Annotated in this window: 16 protein-coding genes; 4 read left to right on the top strand and 12 right to left on the bottom strand. The window is 61.3% G+C overall.

Features of this window, described 5'->3' with window-relative positions:
- Positions 1-35 precede the first annotated feature (35 nt).
- From J3P90_RS06605 to J3P90_RS06585, 5 genes are all read right to left on the bottom strand, one after another.
- Positions 36-569: a C40 family peptidase gene (locus J3P90_RS06605; RefSeq protein ID WP_434675995.1), complete on the bottom strand. Its 534-nt coding sequence runs from the start codon at positions 567-569 to the stop codon at positions 36-38.
- 165 nt (positions 570-734) lie between these two features.
- Positions 735-1,361: a C40 family peptidase gene (locus J3P90_RS06600; RefSeq protein ID WP_420767446.1), complete on the bottom strand. Its 627-nt coding sequence runs from the start codon at positions 1,359-1,361 to the stop codon at positions 735-737.
- 212 nt (positions 1,362-1,573) lie between these two features.
- Positions 1,574-2,278, bottom strand: a complete 705-nt coding sequence (gene hda, locus J3P90_RS06595; protein WP_420767447.1) for a DnaA regulatory inactivator Hda — start codon at positions 2,276-2,278, stop codon at positions 1,574-1,576.
- Between the two features lie 169 nt (positions 2,279-2,447).
- Positions 2,448-3,521 (bottom strand): AI-2E family transporter, encoded by a 1,074-nt coding sequence (locus J3P90_RS06590; RefSeq protein ID WP_420767448.1) that lies wholly within the window; start codon positions 3,519-3,521, stop codon positions 2,448-2,450.
- 32 nt (positions 3,522-3,553) lie between these two features.
- Positions 3,554-4,612: a DUF2066 domain-containing protein gene (locus J3P90_RS06585; protein ID WP_434560193.1), complete on the bottom strand. Its 1,059-nt coding sequence runs from the start codon at positions 4,610-4,612 to the stop codon at positions 3,554-3,556.
- Positions 4,613-4,977: 365 nt separating this feature from the next.
- Here J3P90_RS06585 and purM point away from each other — a divergent pair, with 365 nt between their 5' ends.
- The 4 genes from purM (at position 4,978) to J3P90_RS06565 (ending at position 7,886) form a co-directional block, all read left to right on the top strand.
- The gene (purM, locus tag J3P90_RS06580; protein WP_420767450.1) at positions 4,978-6,036 is read left to right on the top strand and encodes a phosphoribosylformylglycinamidine cyclo-ligase; all 1,059 of its coding nucleotides are present in this window, start codon (positions 4,978-4,980) and stop codon (positions 6,034-6,036) included.
- Complete coding sequence (gene purN, locus J3P90_RS06575) at positions 6,036-6,686, top strand: phosphoribosylglycinamide formyltransferase (RefSeq protein ID WP_434560195.1); 651 nt, start codon at positions 6,036-6,038, stop codon at positions 6,684-6,686. The genes purM and purN overlap by 1 nt, the downstream gene beginning before the upstream one ends.
- A gap of 8 nt (positions 6,687-6,694) precedes the next feature.
- Positions 6,695-7,408, top strand: a complete 714-nt coding sequence (locus J3P90_RS06570; RefSeq protein WP_420767452.1) for a DUF3108 domain-containing protein — start codon at positions 6,695-6,697, stop codon at positions 7,406-7,408.
- Between the two features lie 283 nt (positions 7,409-7,691).
- Positions 7,692-7,886 (top strand): hypothetical protein, encoded by a 195-nt coding sequence (locus J3P90_RS06565; RefSeq protein ID WP_434675994.1) that lies wholly within the window; start codon positions 7,692-7,694, stop codon positions 7,884-7,886.
- Positions 7,887-8,025: 139 nt separating this feature from the next.
- Here the strand turns inward: J3P90_RS06565 and J3P90_RS06560 are convergent, their stop codons facing one another.
- The 7 genes from J3P90_RS06560 to J3P90_RS06530 all read right to left on the bottom strand — a co-directional run bounded on the left by J3P90_RS06560 (position 8,026) and on the right by J3P90_RS06530 (position 16,426).
- The gene (locus J3P90_RS06560; RefSeq protein WP_420767454.1) at positions 8,026-8,565 is read right to left on the bottom strand and encodes a DUF2058 domain-containing protein; all 540 of its coding nucleotides are present in this window, start codon (positions 8,563-8,565) and stop codon (positions 8,026-8,028) included.
- 26 nt (positions 8,566-8,591) lie between these two features.
- Positions 8,592-9,425: a nucleoside triphosphate pyrophosphohydrolase gene (gene mazG, locus J3P90_RS06555; protein WP_420767455.1), complete on the bottom strand. Its 834-nt coding sequence runs from the start codon at positions 9,423-9,425 to the stop codon at positions 8,592-8,594.
- A gap of 65 nt (positions 9,426-9,490) precedes the next feature.
- Positions 9,491-11,737, bottom strand: a complete 2,247-nt coding sequence (gene relA, locus J3P90_RS06550) for a GTP diphosphokinase (RefSeq protein ID WP_030142406.1) — start codon at positions 11,735-11,737, stop codon at positions 9,491-9,493.
- 100 nt (positions 11,738-11,837) lie between these two features.
- Positions 11,838-13,208: a 23S rRNA (uracil(1939)-C(5))-methyltransferase RlmD gene (rlmD, locus tag J3P90_RS06545; protein WP_434675993.1), complete on the bottom strand. Its 1,371-nt coding sequence runs from the start codon at positions 13,206-13,208 to the stop codon at positions 11,838-11,840.
- Positions 13,208-14,110, bottom strand: coding sequence for a cysteine synthase CysM (gene cysM, locus J3P90_RS06540; protein WP_420767457.1), 903 nt, complete (start codon positions 14,108-14,110; stop codon positions 13,208-13,210). The genes rlmD and cysM overlap by 1 nt, the downstream gene beginning before the upstream one ends.
- Positions 14,111-14,295: 185 nt before the next feature.
- A complete protein-coding gene (locus tag J3P90_RS06535; RefSeq protein WP_434675992.1) occupies positions 14,296-15,717 on the bottom strand; it encodes a histidine kinase sensor domain-containing protein in 1,422 nt (473 codons plus the stop codon).
- The gene (locus J3P90_RS06530; RefSeq protein WP_434676549.1) at positions 15,704-16,426 is read right to left on the bottom strand and encodes a response regulator transcription factor; all 723 of its coding nucleotides are present in this window, start codon (positions 16,424-16,426) and stop codon (positions 15,704-15,706) included. Before J3P90_RS06530 ends, J3P90_RS06535 begins: the two co-directional genes overlap by 14 nt.
- Positions 16,427-16,515: the final 89 nt, after the last annotated feature.

Below are 16,515 nucleotides of genomic sequence, written 5' to 3'. Positions count from 1 at the left end.
AGCGATCCAGCGTCGCAAAAAATCAATCGTCAGGGTCAGGGATTACGCGCCAGATGTTCCGGTTGCAACACCCGCTTGGCACCGAGGTAGGCCTTCTGCCAATAGGCCTTGGACAGACTGTCGAGCTTTACCGTGCCGCCAGTGGCCGGTGCGTGGACGAAACGTTCCTCCCCTACATAAATCCCGGCATGGCTGACCTGGGATCCACCATTGGTGGCGAAGAACACCAGGTCGCCCGTCTGCAACGCATCTTTGCCGACCTCTGGCGCACGCATGCTGATCATTTCGCGAGTGGAACGCGGCAAAGAGATCCCGGCAGCGTCGCGGTACACATAGCCGATCAAACCGCTGCAATCGAAACCTGAGTCCGGCGTGTTGCCACCCCAACGATAGGGCGTCCCCACCAAGCCCAGCGCACGGAAAAGCACGTCTTCAGCGGCGGGAGAAAAAGTCTGGGAGGGCGCGAATACCACTGGAGCCCGCACCGGCGCGGGCGGTGGGGTGCGACTGGCGCAGGCGCTGAGCAGCGCGGCAAGAACAATCAGAACGAGGCGGGCCGACGTCGACATATGCGGAACAATCCTGATCTGGATGCGGCTTTTCTGCCGTGGAGATGGAAACAAATCCGCCCGCGTAGTACGCAGGCGGATTGCCATCAATCAATGATCTAGGATTCTAGCGGCTATGGGACAAACTTCAAGTAAGACTTTAAGTTTGCCCTACAAACTGTGCGCTTACTTGCGAGCCGTGACCACGGTCGGTGCCATGGCAAGGGCACGCTTGGCTTCGATGAAGGTCTTGCTCCAGTAGCTGTCGCCCAGGCTGTCGATTCGCACCCCACCGCTGCGGCGGCTGCTGGAGTGGATGAACTGGTTGTCGCCCAGGTAGATACCGGCGTGACTGACCCGACCGCGACGACCATTGGTGCTGAAAAACAGCAGGTCGCCGGGCTCAAGCTGGTTGCGAGCAACCAGCGGCGCATTCACGTTGATCATTTCGCGGGTGGAACGGGGCAGGTTCATGCCCGCCTCTTCACGAAACAGGTAACCGATGAAGCCACTGCAATCGAAGCCGGCCTCGGAGGTACCGCCAAAACGGTAACGAGTGCCGATCAAGGACATGCCGCGTTCCAGGATGCTGTCTGCCAGCACCGGAAGCTGATAAGGCTTGCTGCCGGCGAAGTCTGCCAGCTCTTTATCGGAGGCCACTTCTTCCTGGAACGCAACGGAGGAAGATTGGGCAGTTACAGAACTCTTGACTTGGGGTTGCTGCGCTTGCTGGGACACTGGAGAGTGGGCAGCGCAACCGAACAACAGGGTAACGAGTGCGAGAGGCACGAGGGGTGCGAAGCGACTGAGCATGGGCACGACCGTGGCTGAAGTAGTAAAGATGGCGAGACTATGCCTTCTATCAACCTCATTTGCAAATTCAATCGATGCAAATGTGACTTCTCGGTTTTGCGTTTACATCTAAGCGCTTAAGCCCATTTTGAACATCACGTGGCCTGCCGTTCAGCAGGACCGCGGGTTTTGTCGCATTCAGAGCAGGCCATCAGCCACTACGAATAGTGGTTCTACCATCCCAAGGTTTCTTTCAAAAAAGGAATAGTCAGCTTGCGCTGGGCCTGGAGCGATGCCTGGTCGAGGCGTTCGAGCAACTCGAACAACGCGCTCATGCTGCGCGTGCCGCGGGTGAGGATGAAATGACCAACCTCGTCGGTCAGGTGCAGGCCACGTCGCGAAGCACGCAGTTGCAATGCCCGTAGCTTGTCCTCATCGGAAAGCGCACGCATCTGGAAAATCAGCGCCAGGGTCAGGCGCGATTTCAGGTCCGCCAGCTTCACCGGCAATTCCCGTGGCGAGGTCGATGCGGCGATCAACAGGCGTCGGCCGCTGTCGCGCAGTCGGTTGAACAAATGAAACAGCGCCTCTTCCCAGTCCGCCTTGCCGGCAACGGCCTGCAGGTCATCCAGGCAGACCAGTTCGTACTGCTCGAGGTTGTCGAGGATTTCAACGCCGCGATCCATCAGCTCCGCCAACGGCAGGTAGACGGCCGGCTCGCCCAGCTGCTCGAACCGCAAGCAGGCGGCCTGCAAAAGGTGCGTGCGCCCTACTCCGTCCTTGCCCCACAGGTATATCAGGCTTTCGGTCCAGCCAGCGTCGGCTTCGCAAAGCCGCTCGACATAGCCGAGTGCAGCGGCATTGGCGCCTGGGTAGTAGTTGATAAAGGTGGCGTCATCACGCAGACGCACACCAAGGGGCAGCTGAATCGGTTTCATGCTGACTGAACGGCTCCAAAGGAACCATTAGTGGCCTCTGTGTAAAGTTTGCAAAGTTTATACCCGTGACGCAGACCGCACAATGCGCCGGACCACGAGCAAAATCAAAGGTTTGCAGCGACAAGGGAGCGAAGCGTCAGTTTCCCTGACGCCCTGCCCTGGATTTAACCTATAGTTCAGGGTCTTCAACGCCGCTGTAGATGTCCGAATCCTTGTACAGATCGTGCATATGCCGCACCAGCACCATGATCACCGCCGCCACCGGCAGCGCCAGCAGGATCCCGGTAAAGCCGAACAGCTCGCCCCCCGCCAGGATCGCAAAGATCACCGCCACCGGATGCAGGCCAATACGATCACCCACCAGCAACGGCGTCAGCACCATGCCTTCCAGGGCCTGCCCGACCATGAACACCGCCACGATACCAACCATGGGATACAGGTCCCCGCCAAACTGGAAGAGTCCGGCGATCAACGCCGCGCCAATTCCAATGACGAAGCCCATGTAGGGCACGATGGCCGCCAATCCGGCGATCATGCCAATCAGCAACCCCAGCTCCAGCCCTACCAGCATCAACCCCGCCGCATAAATAAAGCCCAGCGCGACCATGACCAGCAGTTGCCCGCGCACGAACGCCCCCAACACTTCATGGCATTCGCCGGTGAGCGTCATGATGCGTTCTTCACGGTGACGCGGCAGCAGGCTGCGGATCTTGGCCATCATCAGGTCCCAGTCGCGCAGCAGATAGAACGCTACCACCGGAATGAGCACCAGGTTCGCCAGCCAGCCGATCAACGCCAGGCTCGAAGCCGTGGCCTGGCTCAACACCACGCCGACGATATCGGTGGTCTGTCCCATATGTTCGCTGATGGCCGCCTTGACCTTGTCGAACTTCCAGAAGCCATCGGCCAGCCCCAGTTTCGACTGCACCCAAGGCACCGCGGTGTGTTGCAGCCAATCAAGCATCTGCGGCGCCAGCTCATACAGGCGCAACAGTTGCTTGGCGAGCATGGGGATCAATACCAGCAACAGGGCACTGACGATCAAGGTGAACAGCGCGAACACCGCCACCACGCCCCACGTCCTGGACAAGCCGAGTTTTTCCAGGCGATCCACCACCGGATCGAATAGATAGGCCAACAGCAGCGCAACCAGGAACGGCGTGAGAATCGGGTGCAGCAAGTAGATAAACGCAATCAGCAGGGCGACCCCACCCAACCAGAACCAACGCCGCGTATCGCCCATGAACCACTCCTGACTCTATAAAGGAAGAAATCCTACCAGCGAAACCGCAGGTTCGGGGTCGGCGCCGGTGTTGGCTGCGCGGGCGAGATTGTTCCATCGGCAGCAGGCTGAGCCACGGGCGGCGGCGCGACAACCTCACCGGCGGGTACTTCCTGGAGTTTCGCCAAGGCCAGTTGTGCCTTCAACTGCTCGGCGCTGCCATTGACCTTGTAGACGATCACGTCGCCTTCGACCCGCTGCAACTGCCCACCGAACGGTTCGAGCAACCGCCCTAGCGCCGCGTAACGTTCGAGGTTCATGCCCTGCACTTCGAGCAATTGTTCCGTCGCCACCCCCGGCTTGGCCACGAAGCGCGGCGCCAGGCGCTGGCTCACCGCCAACATCACGGCGTCGGCCAGTGCGGCAGGATCGCCGCCCTGGGCACTGCCCTGCTCGCGCTGGTCGCCCAGCCACAGGCGCCACGTCGCTTGCCACTGCCCACCCTCTTCCTTGGCGTGGACCGCCAGCAACGCGTCGGAACCATAACGCTCCGACACCTCGCGCAACGGCGCCGGGTCGTTGCCTTCAAGGTTCGGCGCAGTGGCGACAATCTGCTCGCTCAAGTCCGCCAGCGGCAGGTGCAGCGGCAAGCCCCGGTGCTGGGCAGCGCGGCGCAACGGCGTGGCGCTGGCCTGTCCATCCCCCACCAGGCTGGAACCTTCTACCGAGTCGTTGAGCCACCAGCCCAGGATCGAGGGGCGATTCGCGCCCCACAGCGACAACCCCGCCGAACGCAACGCCCGGTCGGTGCTGGCGGGATCGAAATCCACCTGCAGACTTTCCGGCGGGCCGGCGTCGTAGCCGTATTGAAGAATGATTTGTTGCGGGTCCTTGCGGATCGCCGCCAGGCCAGGGTTCTGCGCGGCCTTGGCGTCGCCGGTCAGGCGCAGCACCAGGGTGTCCAGCGCTCGCAAGGTTGCCTGGTTACGCTCGTCCGGTGCCTGGCTGCTGACCGGTTCACGTACCTGATAAAGGTTGTTGAGGGTTTCGGCATGGCTCGCCAGGCTGATCAGCGACAGGCAGCCAACAGACAAGAGTTTGAACAAACGCATGGAAAATTCCCGGACAAAACGGCTGGCACCGGCCGTGTGGAGAAGACTGAGCATGGCTGTGACACGGCGCCCGGCAAAACATTCAGCCGCCCGAGGCAAGTTTCGACACTGTCACAACCACAGTCGCTTACCGCTACACCTTATACAGACGCGCCGTGCAGTACCAACAGAAGAAATATCGGTTTTTTTGGCGGATATGACCCTGCCCGTCGGCGCGAGGATGGCCGCTGCCCCACAAGCCTGATAAAATCGCGCGCCTTCGCAGACCGGCAATGGCTGGGCATCCGGAATAATCGTACATCGGTTATCCAAGGGCCCCGGCGATCGGTCGTTACCCAGAATTCCCCCCTTTAAAGGCCTGGATCATGAGCAAGCAACCTTCCCTGAGCTACAAGGACGCCGGTGTGGACATCGACGCCGGTGAAGCATTGGTCGAACGCATCAAGAGCGTCGCCAAGCGCACTGCGCGCCCGGAAGTCATGGGCGGCCTGGGCGGTTTCGGCGCCCTCTGCGAGATCCCGGCCGGCTACAAGCAACCGGTACTGGTCTCGGGCACCGACGGCGTCGGCACCAAGCTGCGCCTGGCCCTGAACCTGAACAAGCACGACAGCATCGGCATCGACCTGGTGGCCATGTGCGTGAACGACCTGGTGGTCTGCGGCGCCGAGCCGCTGTTTTTCCTCGATTACTACGCCACCGGCAAACTGAACGTCGACACCGCTGCCCAGGTCGTGACCGGCATCGGCGCCGGCTGTGAGCTGTCCGGCTGCTCCCTGGTGGGCGGCGAAACCGCTGAAATGCCTGGCATGTATGAAGGCGAAGACTACGACCTGGCCGGTTTCTGCGTAGGCGTCGTGGAAAAAGCCGAAATCATCGACGGCTCGAAAGTTGCCGCCGGCGATGCCCTGCTTGCCTTGCCTTCTTCCGGCCCGCACTCCAACGGCTACTCGCTGATCCGCAAGATCATCGAAGTCTCGGGCGCGGACATCGAGAACACCCAGCTCGACGGCAAGCCGCTGGCCGACCTGCTGATGGCCCCCACCCGCATCTACGTCAAGCCGCTGCTCAAGCTGATCAAGGACACCGGCGCCGTCAAGGCCATGGCCCACATCACCGGTGGTGGCCTGTTGGACAACATCCCGCGCGTGCTGCCAAAAGGCGCCCAGGCCGTGGTCGACGTGGCGAGCTGGACCCGCCCGGCCGTATTCGACTGGCTGCAGGAAAAAGGCAACGTCGACGAAACCGAAATGCACCGCGTGTTGAACTGCGGCGTGGGCATGGTCATCTGCGTGGCCCAGGAGCACGTCGAGACTGCCCTGAACGTGCTGCGTGACGCAGGCGAACAGCCTTGGGTCATCGGCCAGATCGCCACCGCGGCCGAAGGCGCTGCGCAAGTCGAGCTGCAAAACCTTAAGGCACACTGATGTCCGCAACCTGTGACGTGGTGGTGCTGCTGTCCGGCACCGGCAGTAACTTGCAGGCCCTGATCGACAGCACGCGGACCGGCGACAGCCCGGTCCGTATTCGCGCGGTGATTTCCAACCGCGCAGATGCCTACGGCCTGCAACGTGCCACGGACGCAGGGATCGACACCCGCGTCCTGGATCACAAGGCATACGAAGGCCGCGAAGCCTTCGATGCCGCGTTAATCGAACAGATCGACGCCTTCAATCCGCAACTGGTGGTATTGGCCGGTTTCATGCGCATCCTCAGCGCCGGCTTCGTGCGTCATTACCAAGGCCGCCTGTTCAATATCCATCCTTCGCTGCTGCCCAAATACAAAGGGTTACACACTCACCAGCGGGCGCTGGAGGCCGGAGACACGGAGCATGGCTGCTCGGTGCACTTCGTCACCGAGGAACTCGATGGCGGACCACTGGTCGTACAGGCAGTAATACCGGTAGAGTTGCACGACACGCCGCAAAGCCTGGCGCAACGGGTCCATGCCCGCGAGCACCAGATCTACCCGATGGCCGTGCGTTGGTTTGCCGAAGGCCGGCTGGCCCTCGACGATCGGGGAGCCTCATTGGACGGCCAGTTGCTCGCCGCCAGCGGCCATTTGATTCGATACTAGGAGATTTTATGCGTCGCGCCCTGCTCTTCGCTTGCGCTCTGCTTGCCCTGCCCCTGGCACAAGCGGCAGACCTTCAACCGTTCTCCGCCAGCTACACCGCCGACTGGAAGCAGTTGCCCATGAGCGGCACCGCCGAACGCAGCCTGACCAAAGAGGCCAACGGCATCTGGAAGCTGAGCTTCAAGGCTTCGATGATGATCGCCAGCCTGACCGAAGAAAGCACCCTGACCCTGGACAAGGACACTCTCCTGCCACAGTCCTACCACTTCGAGCGCGGTGGTCTGGGCAAGGCAAAGAAGGCTGATCTGGACTTCGACTGGAACACCAAGATGGTCACCGGCACCGATCGCGGTGACGCGGTCAAGATCCCGCTGAACCGGGGCATGGTCGACAAATCCACTTATCAGCTCGCCCTTCAGCATGACGTCGCGGCCGGCAAGAAAAGCATGAGCTACCAGGTCGTTGATGATGGCGAAGTCGATACCTATGACTTCCGCGTGCTGGGCTCGGAGAAAGTCGACACCAAGGCCGGCCAGATCGACGCGATCAAGGTCGAGCGCGTGCGCGACCCGACACAGAGCAAGCGCATCACCGTGCTTTGGTTCGCCAAGGACTGGGACTACCTGCTGGTACGCCTGCAACAGGTCGAGACTGACGGCAAGGAGTACAACATCATGCTCCAGGACGGCACGGTCAACGGCAAGGCTGTGAAAGGCAGCTGATCCACATCAACAACACGAAGCCCCGCATATGCGGGGCTTTTTTTTGTTCGCTATTCCAAGCCCACCACCTACCCCTGTGGGAGCGAGCCTGCTTGACGACATGAAAACTTCTTCATGAAAAACCACCTGCGACCGAATGCCGCGCACCGCCTGGTCTCCAGGATCGTTGGACTTTCATGAAAACTTCTTAACGAACCGAGGGATTTACCTAGCACGCTATCAAAATCTATAACAAAACCCTGCACACGCCTTGCTGCAGATAACAGAGATTGGAGCTTGCAAGATGACTGTGAAAGTAACTGAACGCGACGACGCCCACATGTCCCACGAAGGCATTGCCGCCGGCATCCGGATCTGGGATGTGCATCAACAGGATTTGCTGGTGGGGATGTTCCACTCCGAAACAGATGCCCGCAGCTATAAGGCCGAGCTGGAGCGAGAGGAACTGCAGCGCTTGCGTGAGACCGCGCAATCCTGAAAAACAACATATACCCTAATGTGGGAGCGAGCCTGCTCGCGAAAGCGGTACATCAGTCAAACAGTATTGGCTGACACACTGCTTTCGCGAGCAGGCTCGCTCCCACAGGTCGTCCACAGGTCTTGCGATCAGTTCATCCTCACCACATCAAATCATCAGGAATCTGATAAGCCGCGTACGGATCATCGGCATCGACTTCTTCAGTCTGGGTGTTGAGCTGGACGATGCGCTTGGGATCGCGCTCCTGGATTTTAAGCGCCGCTTCACGCGGAATCACTTCATAGCCGCCGGCGTGGTGGACGATCGCCAGGGAGCCGCTGCTCAGCTTGTTGCGCATCAGCGCGTTGACCGAGATGCGCTTGACCTTCTTGTCATCGACAAAGTTGTAGTAGTCGTCAGTGGTCAGCTTTGGCAGGCGCGAGACTTCAATCAATTGTTTGATCTGCGCCGCACGGGCTTTCTGCTCGGCCTTTTCCTGCTGCTGACGGTTGAGCTCCTGGTCGCGCTTGACCTTTTCGGCCATGGCTTCCTGAGCCGCCCGCTGCTGGGAATCATCCAGTTCGACCTGGCCTTTGTGGGCCAGGCGCTGCTGTTTCTGTTTCTCTTTGCCGACCTGCTTGGCCTGCTTTTGGTTGACCAGCCCTGCTTTGAGCAACTGGTCGCGAAGGGAAAGGCTCATGGTGCTTACTCACTTAGGCAACGGCCTCAGCCACAGCTGGGCAAATTCTTTTCCTGACGTTTGGCTTCGCCCCACAAGGCGTCCAACTCTTCGAGGGTGCAATCTTCCATGGGACGACGGGTGTCGCGCAATGCCTGTTCGATAAATCGGAACCGTCGCTCGAACTTTGCGTTGGCGCCACGCAGGGCAGTCTCGGGATCGACCTTGAGGTGTCGCGCCAGGTTGACCACGCTGAACAACAGGTCACCCACCTCGTCATTGATGGCAGCCGGATCATTGTCCGCCATGGCTTCGAGCACTTCGTCCAGCTCCTCGCGAACCTTGTCCAGTACCGGCAACGGTCCCGGCCAGTCGAACCCCACCTGTGCGGCACGCTTCTGCAACTTTGCCGAACGGGACAAGGCCGGCAGCGCCGCTGGCACATCGTCGAGCAGCGACAATTGCTCGGGCGCCGACGTCTTTTCAGCTCGCTCCTGTGCCTTGATTTCCTCCCAGCGCTGCTTCACCTGCTCTTCGCTCAGGCGCGGAATATCCACGGGCGCATACAACTCGCCGGTGGGAAACACGTGGGGATGGCGACGGATCAGCTTGCGGGTGATGCTGTCGACCACGCCGGCGAACTCGAAACGGTTCTCCTCCCGGGCCAACTGGCTGTAATACACCACTTGGAACAGCAGGTCGCCCAACTCACCCTGCAAATGATCAAGATCGCCACGCTCGATCGCGTCAGCCACTTCATACGCTTCTTCCAAGGTATGGGGAACGATGGTGGCGTATGTTTGCTTGATGTCCCAGGGGCAACCGTACTGCGGGTCCCGCAGCCGGTTCATCAGGTGGAGCAGGTCTTCGAGGCTGTACATCAATCCGTCCCGTCACAAAAAAACATGTGGGAGCGAGCTCCCACATCAACCAAGACAACCAGCGATCAGCCCGGCGTCCGATTACGCCGGGTCTCGATGATGTTCGGCAACTGGGAAATCCGCCCCAGCAACCGCCCCAACGCGTCCAACCCCGGAATCTCGATGGTCAGGGACATCAGCGCGGTGTTGTCTTCCTTGTTCGAGCGGGTATTCACCGCGAGCACGTTGATGCGTTCGTTGAGCAATACCTGGGACACGTCACGCAGCAAGCCGGAACGGTCGTAGGCGCGGATGACGATGTCCACTGGATAAGTGAGCACCGGCACCGGGCCCCAGCTGACCTGGATGATCCGTTCCGGTTCGCGACCCGCCAATTGCAGCACTGACGCACAGTCCTGGCGGTGGATACTCACGCCGCGACCCTGGGTGATGTAGCCGACGATCGCATCCCCCGGCAGCGGCTGGCAGCAACCGGCCATCTGGGTCATCAGGTTGCCCACGCCCTGGATCTGGATGTCGCCGCGTTTGCCCGGCTTGTAGCCGGTGGCCTTGCGCGGAATCAGCTCCAGTTGCTCGTTGCCCCGCTCCGGCTCCACCAGCTGCTGGGCTAGGTTGACCAGTTGCGCAAGGCGCAGGTCGCCGGCACCAAGGGCGGCGAACATGTCCTCGGCGGTCTTCATGTTGGCCTTTTCGGCCAGCTTGTCGAAGTCCACCTGCGGCAGGCCCAGGCGACTCAGCTCGCGTTCGAGCAAGGTCTTGCCGGCGGCGACGTTCTGGTCGCGGGCTTGCAACTTGAACCAATGGACGATTTTCGCCCGTGCCCGCGAGGTGGTGATGTAGCCCAGGTTCGGGTTCAACCAGTCGCGGCTCGGCGTGCCGTGCTTGCTGGTAATGATCTCGACCTGCTCACCGGTTTGCAGGCTGTAGTTGAGCGGCACGATCCGCCCGTTGATCTTGGCGCCACGGCAGTTGTGGCCGATCTCGGTGTGCACCCGGTAGGCGAAATCCAGCGGCGTCGCGCCTTTGGGCAAGTCGATGGCATGGCCGTCAGGCGTGAAGATGTAGACCCGGTCCGGTTCGATATCGACCCGCAATTGCTCGGCGAGGCCGCCGATGTCGCCCAGTTCCTCGTGCCATTCCAGCACTTGGCGCAGCCAGGAGATTTTTTCTTCGTAATGGTTGGAGCCGGACTTGACGTCGGTACCCTTGTATTTCCAGTGGGCACAGACCCCCAGCTCTGCTTCCTCGTGCATGGCGTGGGTGCGGATCTGCACTTCCAGCACCTTGCCCTCCGGGCCGATCACGGCGGTGTGCAACGAGCGGTAGCCGTTTTCCTTGGGGTTGGCGATGTAGTCGTCGAATTCCTTCGGAATGTGCCGCCACAACGTGTGGACGATACCCAGCGCGGTGTAGCAGTCACGCATTTCAGGGACCAGCACGCGAACGGCGCGGACGTCGTAGATCTGGCTGAATTCCAGGCCCTTGCGCTGCATTTTTCGCCAGATGGAATAGATATGCTTGGCCCGGCCGCTGATATCGGCTTCCACGCCGGTGGCCTGCAGCTCTTCGCGCAACTGGGTCATGACGTCGGTGATGAAGCGTTCGCGATCCAGGCGTCGCTCGTGCAGCAACTTGGCGATCTGCTTGTACTGGTCGGGCTCCAGGTAGCGGAAGGACAAATCCTCCAGCTCCCATTTGATGTGACCGATACCCAGGCGATGAGCCAGCGGCGCGTAGATGTCGAATACTTCCCGCGCAACGCGATTGCGCTTCTCGTCGTCGGCGGATTTCACGGCGCGGATCGCGCAGGTACGCTCGGCGAGCTTGATCAACGCGACACGCACGTCGTCGACCATGGCAACGAGCATCTTGCGCAGGTTTTCTACCTGGCCCTGGGTGCCCAGCACCATGGATTGCCGCGGACTGAGGCTGGCGCTGATTGCCGCCATGCGCAGCACACCGTCGATCAGCTTGGCGACCACGGTGCCGAAGCGCTGGCTGACGACCGGCAGTTGGATCTGCCCTTCGCGCACGCCGCGGTACAGCACCGCGGCGACCAGCGAATCCTGGTCCAGCTTGAGGTCGGCGAGGATCTCGGCGATCTCCAGGCCCGTCTGGAAACTCGAGGTGCCTTCGGACCACAGGTTCTTCGCCGCATTGTGTTGCTGCTCCGCCTCGCGAGCGAACTCGCAAGCGGCCTTCAAGGCTTCGCGATCCAGTGCCGTGTCGATACTGACCGCGTGATCGAGCCAAGCCTCGAGATTGATACTGCCGTCAGTGTTGATCGGCTGGTGTGCTCTCACCTGTACCATCTTTACTTACCTTCCCTACGACGCAGATTCAATGCGTCAACATCGCTGACCTTCGTTGCCCGTGTTTCCGCCCAGGGCCGTGGCGGAGTGCACGAACGGGTCAGTCGGACAAGCCATCCTGGCTCGCTTCAAATAACGCCATGGCCTCGACATGCGCCGTCTGAGGAAACATATCGAGAATCCCGGCACGTTTTAACCGGTAGCCCTGCTTGATCAATTCGACCGTGTCCCGCGCCAAAGTTGCCGGGTTGCACGATACATAAACCAACCGCCTGGCACCCAGGGATGCCAGCTTGCGCACCACCTCGAAAGCACCGTCACGGGGTGGGTCCAAGAGTACCGCAGAAAAGCCTTCGCCGATCCATTCGGCCCCCGCCAATGGCTGGGATAAATCGGCCTGAAAAAAAGCAGTGTTATGCAAATTGTTGCTGACGGCGTTGGCCGCGGCACGGTCGACCATGGCTTGCACGCCTTCCACCGCCACCACCTCGCGCACGCTTTTGGCCAGTGGCAAGGCAAAGTTGCCCAGGCCGCAGAACAGGTCCAGCACCCGCTCTTCGGAGCGAGGCGCTAGCCATTGCAAGGCCTGGGCGACCATCGCTTCGTTGACGGCGGCGTTTACCTGGATGAAATCCCCTGGCCGGTAAGCCAGGTCCAGGTCCCAGGTTTCCAGGCGATAGCCCAGGGAGCGTCCCGGATCGACCGGTTGCGGCTCGCCTTCGCCATGCAGCCACAGTTGGGCTTCGTGGAACGCACAAAAATCCTTGAGGATCGTCAGGTCGGCTTCCGACAGTGGCGCCATATGCCGCAACAGCAGCGCGAGGGACGAGCCGGCGAACAATTCCACATGGCCCAACGCCTGGGGCTTGCCCAGGCGACGAAGCATCTGGGGCAAGCGGCTCATGATCGGCTGCAAGGGCTGTACCAGCACCGGACATTGGTCGATGGCGACAATGTCCTGGCTGCCGACGGCACGCAAACCCACTTCGAGCTTCTTCGCTTTCTGATCCCAACGCACTGCCACCCGGGCTCGACGCCGGTAGCCAAACTCCGGCCCGCTCAAGGGCTCGGCCCATTCTTGCGGCTCTACGCCCGCCACCCGTGACAGCTGCTCGGCGAGCATGCGCTGTTTAAGGGCGAGTTGTTCGTTGTGGGGCAGATGCTGCACGCTGCATCCACCGCAGCGACCGGCATGGACACACGGCGCGGCACGACGCAGCTCGCTGGGCGAAAACACCCGTTCAGTGCGGGCCTCGACCACCTTGCCGTGGGCACCGAGCACCCGCGCCTCGACTTCTTCACCGGCCAGGGCGCCGATGACAAACCAGGTGCGCCCGTCGACAAACGCAATGCCCCGGCCATCGTTGGCCAGGCGTTCGATGGTCAAGCGCTGCTTTTTACCGGTGGGCACTTGCGGGGCCCGGCTTCCGCCGCTGGGCTGGAAGCGCAAGCCTCTTTCTTGCTTGGCCATCAGTTGGGCGCGTCGAAAATGCCGGTCGACAGGTAACGGTCGCCACGGTCGCAGATGATCGCGACGATCACCGCATTCTCAACTTCCCGGGACAGGCGCAGCATGCCCGCCACGGCACCGCCCGAAGACACGCCGCAGAAGATGCCTTCTTCCCGCGCCAGGCGCCGGGTCACGTCCTCGGCTTCGCTCTGGGCCATGTCGATGATGCGGTCCACGCGGTCGGCCTGGTAGATCTTCGGCAGATACTCTTCGGGCCAGCGGCGGATGCCGGGGATGGCCGAGCCTTCCATTGGTTGCAGGCCAACGATCTGTACGTTCGGGTTCTGTTCTTTCAAATAGCGCGACGTGCCCATGATGGTGCCGGTGGTGCCCATCGAGCTGACGAAATGGGTGATCGTGCCGTCGGTCTGGCGCCAGATCTCAGGGCCGGTGGTGGTGTAGTGGGCTTCTGGATTGTCGCCGTTGGCGAACTGATCCAACACTTTGCCACGCCCCTCGGCCTGCATGCGTTCGGCCAAGTCCCGGGCGCCCTCCATGCCTTCTTCCTGGGTTACCAGGATCAATTCGGCGCCATAGGCTGTCATCGCGGCCTTACGCTCGGCGCTGGAATTGTCGGGCATGATCAGGATCATCTTGTAGCCCTTGATCGCCGCCGCCATCGCCAGGGCGATGCCGGTATTGCCGGACGTCGCCTCGATCAGCGTATCGCCGGGCTGGATCTGGCCCCGCAACTCGCCGCGGGTGATCATCGACAGCGCCGGTCGGTCCTTGACCGAACCCGCCGGGTTATTCCCTTCGAGCTTGAGCAAAAGCGTATTGCTGGTCGCGCCAGGCAGGCGCTGCAGGCGAACCAGCGGAGTGTTGCCGACGCAATCGGCGATGGTTGGGTACTGCAAAGTCATGGCGTATTCGCAATCCGGGCTGCGGGGGCGCCTATCATACCGGCAAACCGGGCGAGGCCATATCACGCAAAGTGAGGGGGTTATGGCTTATGGGAATAAGCCTTTAGGAATCGGTGCAGTCCCGTGGCGAGGGAGCTTGCTCCCGCTGAGTGGCAAAGCCGCCCCAATCGGGACTTCGCGGTATTTCAGGCCGTTTGTAAGGGGCCACTTCGCGCCCCAGCGGGAACAAGCTCTCTCGCCACGTCGGCGGTGTGCGGCTCAACGGCCAGCAGCCGCAGATTCAAGCGCAACCCTTTCACGCCATTGTGCGCCCACACCCGCCCGCCTTGGCGCTCCACCGCGTTGCGAGCGATGCTCAACCCCAATCCAAACCCGCCGTTCCCTGGCCGGGAGCCATCCAGGCGGATGAACGGATCGAAGATGCGGTTGAGATCCTGCTCGGCCACGCCGCCGCCTTCATCTTCCAGCCACAGCAGCCAGAACCCATCCTCACGCCGACCATCCAGGCGCACAATGCCGCCGGGCGGTGAATGGCGAATAGCGTTACGCAGGATGTTTTCCAAGGCCTGAGCCAAAGTATTGAGGTTGCCTTGCACCCAGCAGCTGGCGTCGACGGCGCATTGCAACTGGCTCGCCGGCCAGCCGGTTTCGTAGCAGGCGTTTTCGGTGAGCATTTCCCACAGCGCCTGGACCTGGATCGCTTCGGCGGGCAACGGCGCCCGGTCGGTATCGAGCCAGGCCAGTTGCAAGGTGTCTTCGACCAGCCCCTGCATGCAGTCGACTTCCCGGGCGACGCGCTCGCGCAGGCGAATCAGGTCCTGCTCACTGTCGCCCGCCACCTGCAAGCGACTCAAGGGCGTGCGCAATTCATGGGACAGGTCTCGCAGCAGTTGCTGTTGCAGGGCGACGGTGGATTGCAGGCGTTCGGACATTTGATCGAAAGCGCGGCCCAGTTCGCCCAGTTCGTCGGCGCGATCGGTGGTACGGGCAGGCAGGCGCACGTTCAACTGATCGGCGCGCCAGGCATTGGCCTGTTCGCGCAGCTGATTGAGCGGCACCACCAGCAAGCGATACAGCCCGACACACAGCAGCAGGGTAAACAGCCCAGGAATGACACCGTTGGTGATCACGCGCCAGAACACTCGATAACGTCCCGGCAGGAAACGCTCGGGCAGTTCGATCACCAAGCTGCCGATGGACGGATTCTCTGGGAAAGGCACCCGCAACCACGGCCGTCCCTTTTTGTGGATGGGCCAATCGAGGCCGCGCAGAAAGGTGAGGCGCTCGATTTCCCTGTCCGTGAGCGGGTGTTCGCTCAGTGACTGCAAGTCACCGCCAATCACCCCTACCCAGCTCGCTTCACGATATTGCATAGCGTAGACCCATTGATCGACGCCCGCGCTTCCATCGGTCAGCCACGCCTGCTCAGCTTCGGCGGCGTATCGCGTGAGGGTGCCGCGGGCTTCGTCCGACAGGAACTGATTGCGCACTTCCATGTAGCGCCCCCAGGACCAGCTCAGCCAGATCATCAGCAAGCAGAACGCTACCAGCAGGCATGCCAGCTTCCAGAACAGCGAGTGCCTGCCGGGCAGGTCAGACCATTTCATCGACAACACTCAAGACATAGCCTTTGCCCCACACCGTGCGCAATTCGCGCTGGGTATAGCCGATGGCCTTGAGCTTGCGGCGTATCTGGCTGACATGCATGTCCAGGCTGCGATCGTGGGGGACGTAACCGCGCTGTAACACGTGCTGGTACAGGAAGGCCTTGCTCAACACTTCTTCGCCGCTGCGGTGCAGCACGTCCAGCAAGCGATATTCGCTGCGCGTCAACCCCGCCCATTGTCCCTGGACCTGCACATCGCTGCGCTCTTCGTCGAAACCCAGATCCTGGCTCTGGCGCAGGATCGCCACCTGGGCCGGACGTCGGTCCAGCGCGACTCGCCGCAGGATGGCCTCGATGCGCACCCGTAGCTCCACCATGCTGAAGGGCTTGGGCAGGTAGTCGTCAGCACCAAGGCGAAAGCCACTGATGCGATCCGCTTCGGCGCCCAGCGCGGACATCAGCAACACCGGCGTCGCCTGGCGCTTGCGCAAATGCGTCAACACCGCGAGACCGTCCAGGCCGGGCAGCAGGATGTCCATCAACACGACGTCAAAAGCCTGCCGGCAGGCGATATCCAGGCCTTCCTGGCCGTTCTGGCACCAAGTGACGTCGAACCCGCTGCGGCCCAGATGCTCATGAACATAAGCACCCAGTACGGGGTCGTCTTCTATGGAAAGGATACGGGGCGGCACGGCGGCGTGGGGGATCATCAGTTTCTGCAAATAATTCTCAGTTGAGCAATTATTCAAGATCGCCTCCCTACAGGCAACCGCCGCGTATCGCCCCGCTCAATCCTGGC

This window comes from Pseudomonas sp. D3-10 (assembly GCF_051132175.1).
In the GTDB taxonomy this organism is placed as follows: Bacteria; Pseudomonadota; Gammaproteobacteria; order Pseudomonadales; family Pseudomonadaceae; genus Aquipseudomonas.
The sequence above is the reverse complement of the archived record's forward strand: the minus strand, read 5'-3'. Positions and strand labels throughout refer to the sequence as shown.

Excerpts from the sequence above, each read along its gene's own strand:
- J3P90_RS06605 (WP_434675995.1), bottom strand. The coding sequence starts at position 569 with ATGTCGACGTCGGCCCGCCTCGTTCTGATTGTTCTTGCCGCGCTGCTC.
- J3P90_RS06600 (WP_420767446.1), bottom strand. The coding sequence starts at position 1,361 with ATGCTCAGTCGCTTCGCACCCCTCGTGCCTCTCGCACTCGTTACCCTG.
- hda (WP_420767447.1), bottom strand. The coding sequence starts at position 2,278 with ATGAAACCGATTCAGCTGCCCCTTGGTGTGCGTCTGCGTGATGACGCC.
- J3P90_RS06590 (WP_420767448.1), bottom strand. The coding sequence starts at position 3,521 with ATGGGCGATACGCGGCGTTGGTTCTGGTTGGGTGGGGTCGCCCTGCTG.
- J3P90_RS06585 (WP_434560193.1), bottom strand. The coding sequence starts at position 4,612 with ATGCGTTTGTTCAAACTCTTGTCTGTTGGCTGCCTGTCGCTGATCAGC.
- purM (WP_420767450.1), top strand. The coding sequence starts at position 4,978 with ATGAGCAAGCAACCTTCCCTGAGCTACAAGGACGCCGGTGTGGACATC.
- purN (WP_434560195.1), top strand. The coding sequence starts at position 6,036 with ATGTCCGCAACCTGTGACGTGGTGGTGCTGCTGTCCGGCACCGGCAGT.
- J3P90_RS06570 (WP_420767452.1), top strand. The coding sequence starts at position 6,695 with ATGCGTCGCGCCCTGCTCTTCGCTTGCGCTCTGCTTGCCCTGCCCCTG.
- J3P90_RS06565 (WP_434675994.1), top strand. The coding sequence starts at position 7,692 with ATGACTGTGAAAGTAACTGAACGCGACGACGCCCACATGTCCCACGAA.
- J3P90_RS06560 (WP_420767454.1), bottom strand. The coding sequence starts at position 8,565 with ATGAGCCTTTCCCTTCGCGACCAGTTGCTCAAAGCAGGGCTGGTCAAC.
- mazG (WP_420767455.1), bottom strand. The coding sequence starts at position 9,425 with ATGTACAGCCTCGAAGACCTGCTCCACCTGATGAACCGGCTGCGGGAC.
- relA (WP_030142406.1), bottom strand. The coding sequence starts at position 11,737 with ATGGTACAGGTGAGAGCACACCAGCCGATCAACACTGACGGCAGTATC.
- rlmD (WP_434675993.1), bottom strand. The coding sequence starts at position 13,208 with ATGGCCAAGCAAGAAAGAGGCTTGCGCTTCCAGCCCAGCGGCGGAAGC.
- cysM (WP_420767457.1), bottom strand. The coding sequence starts at position 14,110 with ATGACTTTGCAGTACCCAACCATCGCCGATTGCGTCGGCAACACTCCG.
- J3P90_RS06535 (WP_434675992.1), bottom strand. The coding sequence starts at position 15,717 with ATGAAATGGTCTGACCTGCCCGGCAGGCACTCGCTGTTCTGGAAGCTG.
- J3P90_RS06530 (WP_434676549.1), bottom strand. The coding sequence starts at position 16,426 with ATGATCCCCCACGCCGCCGTGCCGCCCCGTATCCTTTCCATAGAAGAC.